Source organism: Thermophilibacter sp. ZX-H3 (genome assembly GCF_052599055.1).
Window position 1 is genome coordinate 1 of the sequence record NZ_JBQXES010000004.1, and the last position, 4513, is coordinate 4513.

Annotated in this window: 3 protein-coding genes; all 3 read right to left on the reverse strand. The window is 70.4% G+C overall.

Going from position 1 to position 4513, the window contains the following annotated elements; genetic code table 11:
• Nucleotides 1-144: 144 nt before the first annotated feature.
• Entirely contained in the window at nt 145-846 is a 702-nt protein-coding gene (locus tag ACULPM_RS02560) for a 5'-methylthioadenosine/adenosylhomocysteine nucleosidase (protein WP_445331789.1), read from the reverse strand.
• Nucleotides 847-855: 9 nt separating this feature from the next.
• Nucleotides 856-1344 (reverse strand): S-ribosylhomocysteine lyase, encoded by a 489-nt coding sequence (locus ACULPM_RS02565; RefSeq protein WP_445331788.1) that lies wholly within the window; start codon nt 1342-1344, stop codon nt 856-858.
• Between the two features lie 221 nt (nt 1345-1565).
• Complete coding sequence (locus tag ACULPM_RS02570; protein WP_445331787.1) at nt 1566-4241, reverse strand: metallophosphoesterase family protein; 2676 nt, start codon at nt 4239-4241, stop codon at nt 1566-1568.
• Between the last annotated feature and the right edge of the window lie 272 nt (nt 4242-4513).

A 4513-nucleotide genomic window follows, 5' to 3' on the forward strand; every position in this document is an offset into this window, starting at 1 on the left:
AGGGGCCGGGCAGGAGGTTCAGGAACGCGCGGAGGGAGAAGAGGGAGAACGAGGAGTGGGTCGCAGCGGCGATCGCCGAGGCGACGAGGGAGCGGATGACTAACTATGCCGCTCGTTAGGGGCCACATCTCCGCATCCGCGTGCCTACAGCGCGGCCACCATGTGCTCGACGATTCCGGCGCAGCGCTCGGCCGAGGCGCGCTCGAAGGTGGCGTAGTCCACGGCCTGGCCCTCGCTGCCGGGCTTATCCGAGATGGCGCGCACCACGACGAAGGGCACGCCGTTGGCCTCGGCCGCCTGGGCGATGGCCGCCCCCTCCATCTCGCAGCAGAGCGCGCCGAAGGTGCCCACGATGCGGCGGCGGTCCCCCTCCGCGGAGATGAACTGGTCGCCGGAGGCCACGCGGCCGGGCAGCGCGCGCACCTCGGGCGCGACGGCCGCCGCGGCGGCGAGTGCGGCGTCGCGGAGCGCGGCGTCGGCCACGTACTCGGGGCGCTCGCGGCCGGGAACGAGGCCGGGCGCGTAGCCGAGCGCCCCGACCGAGAAGTCGTGCTGGACGCAGTCCGTGGAGACCACGAGGTCGCCGATGTCGAGGCGCGCGGCGTCGAGCGAGCCCGCCACGCCCGTGTTGATGAGGTGCGTGCAGCCGAAGTGGTCGGCCAGGACCTGCGCGCAGATGCCGGCGTTCACCTTGCCGATGCCGCACTTGACCACGACCACGTCCTTCTCGCCCAGGCGTCCGGAGCAGAAGTCCGTGCCGGCAACGCGTTCCGCGCGCGCGTCCGAGAGCTCGGCCTTGAGGTGCTCCACCTCGACGTCCATGGCGCCGATGATTCCGATCTTCATTCTGTCCCCCTACTCCTGCGGATAAGCGAGGTGCGCCTCGTCGATGTTCTCCAGCGTGTTCTCCAGGTAGCGGCGCGCCCACCAGCGGGCCTGCGCGAGGTCGGCGTCGTGCCAGTTGCCGCACTCCTCCGGGCGCGCGCCGGGGATCTCCCCCTCGAAGTCGCGGATGAACTCGAAGGTCGCCCGCACGAGCGGCGCCACCTCGGCCGAGGCGTGTGACCCAAAGAGGATGAGGTAGAAGCCCGTGCGGCAGCCCATGGGGCCAAAGTAGACCACGCGGTCGCGCCAGGCGGGGTCGTTGCGCAGGTAGGTGGCGCCCAGGTGCTCGATGGCGTGGACGGCGGACGTGTCCATGACAGGCTCGCGGTTGGGTGCGGTGAGGCGCAGGTCAAAGGTGGTGACCACGGCGCCGGTGGCGGGGTCGGCGTCCACGCGGCTCACGTAGACGCCCGGCTCGAGCGTGAGGTGGTTGACGGTGAAGCTGGCGATCTTCTCCATGGGGCTCCCTGGGACGAGGTCCTTCTCGACGGTTCTTCTCGCCACCAGTGTAGCCGGTCCGGGCGCGGGCCCGCGGGCCAGAAGCGTCGCCTCACCCCCGCACGGCCACTCCGCGGGGGCAAGGCGACGCTTTGGCGAGAAGAACCGTCGCCAATCCCCCGCACGACCGGTCCGCGGGGGATTGGCGACGGTCTGATGCGGCCAAGCCGGAAGAATGGGGGCTACTCCTCCGCGGAGCCGCCCATCGCGCGGACGCCGACGCCGGCGGCAACCGCAATGCCGCCAAGAACGGCCGCGGCGACGGGGGCCACGGTGCCTGAGCGGTCGCCGGTGTCGGGCAGCTTGCCGGCGCCGGGCCTGCCGGAGCCGGAGCCGCCGTTGCCGGAGCCGCCAGCACCGGGGCTGCCGGAGGAGCCGCCCCCGCCGTTTCCGGAGCCGGAGCCGGGGTTGCCGCTCCCGGACCCGCCGTCGCCACCGGACGCCTGGCTGTTCCTGACCGCCTGGATGGCGGCGGCGAGGGCGCTGCGGGCGGCATCGACCTCGGCCGCGGTGGCATCGGGATCGCTCGCGACGCGCAGCGCGGCGGCGAGGGCACCGTAGTACTGGTCGAGCGCGGACTGGGAGGCGCCGGAGACGTCGAGGGCGCTGGCCTGGTCGATGGCCGCCTGGAGCCCGGACTTGTCGACGACGTCCTCGTCCCCGCCGGGGTCGCTGGGCAGGGCCGCGGAGGCCTTGAGCGAGAAGTCGTGGTCCTCGGTGACGTTGGTGTCGTGCACCAGCGTGTCGAGCGCGTTCTGGGCGGTGGTGGTCAGCGGCTCGTCGTTGAAGAGCGAGAGGCCCACGAGAAGACCGGCGAGCGTGCCGCCGAGCTCGATGCCGAGGGTCCCCGAGACGAGCTGGAGCAGCTCGGCCAGATTCTTCTTGTTGCCCAGCAGGAGCATCATCGCGAGCTTGCCGAGGCTGTTGTCGCCGACGATGAGCTCGTTGAGGTTGAACGTGACCGTGCGGGCGAGGTCCATGAACTCGCTGCCCTCGAGCGCGGTGTCGAGGCAGGTTCCCGCAACGGACTCGAGGAGGTTGTTCTCGGCCGCGCCCACGCCCTCGATGGCCATCTCGACCCAGTCTGCGGACTGCTCGCAGCCCATGAGGTGCGCCTGGTAGGCAAAGTCAACGAGCCCGAGGACGGTATGCGCGGGGTCCTCGTCAACCGGGGCCTCGAGCAGCGACCTCACGACGCCCGTCAGGATGCCGATCAGCGCCGGCCGGCCGGTCTCGCTCATGAACACCTTTGCGTCGAGCTCGTCCAGAAGCTTGGCGAGGAAGGCGCTGAAATCGACGTGCGTGATGTGGAGCACGAGCTCACCCGCGGCGAGCGTCATGGGCGTCGCGGCGAGCGCGTCCGCGAACTCCGCCGCATCGGTGCTGGTGAGGTCAAGCGTGACGGCCGCCGGAGCCGCTGCGGCGGCGGGATCGGCGGGCTCGGCCGCCTCGATCTGGTCGGTCTCGGCGTTGTAGTAGATGGCGACGGTGCTCGAGAGCACGTCGAAGCTGAGCCCCGCCTCGACAGCCGCCTCGGGGGAGCCGGGCAGGATGCCGGCGAGCAGCGACCAGACGACCTCGGGAAGGGCCGCCGCCTCGCAGCCCACAAGACCGGCGATCACCGGGGTGATGCCGCCGGCGGCGTCGATCTGCGCGACGAGCGGGTCAACGACGTAGCCGTTGAGCATCGTGGTCACGGAATCCACGGTGAGCGTGCGCTCCTTGCCGTAGGAGGTGATGCCCGCAGTGGTGGCAAGGCCGCACTCGTCAAGCGTCACGTCCCCCAGGTCATGAGAGTCCACTGTCAGCGTGCACTCGAGCCTCTCGCCCCCCTGCGCGAACTCGAGGGAGCCCATGCGCATGCGGGACGGGTAGGTCACGAGCGAGCCGGTCTCGATGTCGTAGATGGTGTTCTCGCCGTAGGTGGCCGCCGCGATGTCGTTGGCGTGCATGTGGCCGGTGAAGACGGCGGAGATCCCGGCGTCGGCGTAGGCCTTGGCCACGGCCTCGTAGTCGTCCACGAGGTACTCGCCAAAGATGACGGGCTCGTAGCCGAAGTGCGGGACGATGCCGTGGTGCTGGAAGGCCACGACCACGTCACCGGCGGCGCGCGCCTCGCGAGCCTGGTCGCAGACCCAGGCGAGCAGGTCGGCGGAGACGTGGCCGCTCGTCTCCTGCGCGAGCGTCCCGTCCTCGGCGGCAACGTTGTACTTGCAGGTATCCACGGCGATCAGCGTGAGGCCGGGGCACGGGTGGGCAACGTAGCTGAGGCTGCCGTCGGCGGTGCCGTCCGCGTCGTAGGCGACCGTATCCGTGTAGCCGCACTCGGCCCAGAGGGACTTGTAGGTCAGCGGGTCGGTGCGCTCGGCATCCGCGGAGCTGCCGCCAGAGAAGTCCTTGCCGTGGTGGTTGTTGAGGTCGTGGTTGCCGTTGATCACGTAGAACTGCGTGTCGACGCCGGCGGCGGCGAGCTGCTGCCTGGCGGCGGCAAAGCGATCGCGCACCCACTCGTGGCAGACGAGCTCGCCGTCCTTGGTGAGGTCGCCGGGAACGAGGACCATGTCCGGTTTGGCTGCCACGACGTCGGCGAGCGCCTTGTCAAGGATGTCCGAGCTCTCGCGGAACATCTTGCGGTCGGAGTTCTCCGCCGTGGTGTAGTCGGGGCAGTCGCTCCAGAGGTCAGGCGCAAAGAGGTGGACGTCGCTCATCACGGCAAACGTGAATCTCTCGGGGTAGGCCTCCTCCGCGTGCGCCGTCTCGGGAACAAGGGAGCCCGCGGCGGCCGAGGCGCCCCCGGCAGCGATGACGAGCTTGAGGAAGCTGCGGCGCGAGAGGCCGCCGCGCGGCTGAGAGGTCATGGGGGACATCCAGACTCCAATCCTTTGTCACGGCAGATGCGCGCCCGAGGGCGCTCTGGAAGGGAGTCTAGGTTTCGTCTATCAGGCGGCTGTCAGTTTGGCGTCTGAGCGATGCAAGCGGAGCGTATGAATCCGTTCGTCGCAGGTGGCCCCGTGCCGTAAACGGGGGCTGGGAGCCGGCGAGCTCGCCCGTCCTTCTCGCCGTCCTGGCGTGGGCCCGCGGGCCGGAAACGTCGCCTTGCCCCCGCGGAGTGGCCGTGCGGGGGCAAGGC

What these genes read in the sequence shown, in the direction of transcription:
- ACULPM_RS02565 (WP_445331788.1), bottom strand. Translation starts at nt 1,344, where the DNA reads ATGGAGAAGATCGCCAGCTTCACCGTCAACCACCTCACGCTCGAGCCG.
- ACULPM_RS02570 (WP_445331787.1), bottom strand. Translation starts at nt 4,241, where the DNA reads ATGACCTCTCAGCCGCGCGGCGGCCTCTCGCGCCGCAGCTTCCTCAAG.
- ACULPM_RS02560 (WP_445331789.1), bottom strand. Translation starts at nt 846, where the DNA reads ATGAAGATCGGAATCATCGGCGCCATGGACGTCGAGGTGGAGCACCTC.